General features: G+C 70.6%; 1 protein-coding gene and 1 pseudogene. Both read right to left on the bottom strand.

What is annotated here, in order from left to right; translation table 11 throughout:
- Positions 1–76 precede the first annotated feature (76 nt).
- Positions 77–1,000 carry a 5-deoxy-glucuronate isomerase gene (iolB, locus tag BIU89_RS12975; RefSeq protein ID WP_071247123.1) on the bottom strand — a complete coding sequence of 308 codons (924 nt, stop codon included), beginning with the start codon at positions 998–1,000 and terminating at the stop codon, positions 77–79.
- Between the two features lie 8 nt (positions 1,001–1,008).
- A pseudogene (locus BIU89_RS18955) lies at positions 1,009–1,174 on the bottom strand (methylmalonate-semialdehyde dehydrogenase (CoA acylating)); the annotation flags it as partial.

Consider the following 1,174-nt stretch of genomic DNA (forward strand, 5'->3'; position numbering starts at 1 on the left):
TCGCCGTCGACGGTCCACTGGTTGGCCAGGAACTCGACGAGTGCCTGGCCGACCGTCATCTTCCGCGTGGTGGTGGTCACGCCTGCTTCCTTTCGTAGGGCAGTCGTGGGTCGATCGATTCCGATGCCCACGCCTGCCGGACCCACCCGTGGGCGGGGTCGTCGGTGATGTTCCAGACGCGCTCCGGGTCGGGCCCGGCCATCACGTTCAGGTAGTACATGTCGTAGCCCGGAGCGGCGGCCGCCGGACCGTGCCAGCCGTACGGCACCAGGGCGACGTCGCCGGTCCGGACCTGCCGGAACTCGTCGATGGCGCGGTCGTCCGAGGCGTACGTCCGGTGCAGGGCGAACGGGTCGGCGGCCTCGGTCGCGATCGACTCGAGCCCACGGGACACCGCAGCCTCGTAGTAGTAGATCTCCTCGAGGTTCGACTCCGACCCGGGCACGTTCGTGTCGTGCTTGTGGGGCGGGTACGACGACCAGTTGCCGGCCGGCGTGATCACTTCGCACACGATGAACTTGACGGCGTCGAGCGCCGCCGGGGTGCCGAAGTTGTGCACCTGACGGCTCGACTGCCCGGCGCCGCGGAGCTCCACCGGCACGTCCGGCCGGGCCACGTGGGTGGTCGGCTTGACGGTGTCGGTGGGAGCCTCGGCGACGGCGAACCGGCCGCTGCCGGTGATGGTGGCCGCGGAGCCCGAGCCCAGGTACAGGACGTCGGTGGGGCCGTCGAAGACGCTCTCCCGCCCCTGCAGGGTCTGCTCGCCGTCACCGGCAGCGCCCGAGTGGGTCACGTGGAACGACCCGGCGAGCGGCACGACGATGCGCTCCACGGCGTCGGCCGGGAGGCGCAGCTCGCCCCCGTCGGTCAGCGCGCCGGTCCGGAGCCCGGTGTGCGCCCACCCCTCGATGCGACCGTCGACCACGTCGGTCCAGCCCGCCTCGGGCCGGGAGCCCGCCGGGATGAACCACTGGTCGTGCTGGTGCTGTTCGTTCGCCATGCTGCGGGTCAGTTGTTCGACGGGAAGCCGAGGTTGATGCCGCCGTGCGACGGGTCGAGCCACCGGCTCGTGATCGCCTTCTGACGGGTGAAGAAGCTCACGCCGTCGGCACCGTACGCCTTGTGGTCGCCGAACAGCGAGTTCTTCCATCCGCCGAACGAGTAGTAGGCGACG

It is taken from the genome of Curtobacterium sp. MCBA15_005 (assembly GCF_001864855.1).
Classification (GTDB): Bacteria; Actinomycetota; Actinomycetes; order Actinomycetales; family Microbacteriaceae; genus Curtobacterium; species Curtobacterium flaccumfaciens.

Coding starts and splice junctions, on each gene's coding strand:
- iolB (WP_071247123.1), bottom strand. CDS start 1,000: ATGGCGAACGAACAGCACCAGCACGACCAGTGGTTCATCCCGGCGGGC.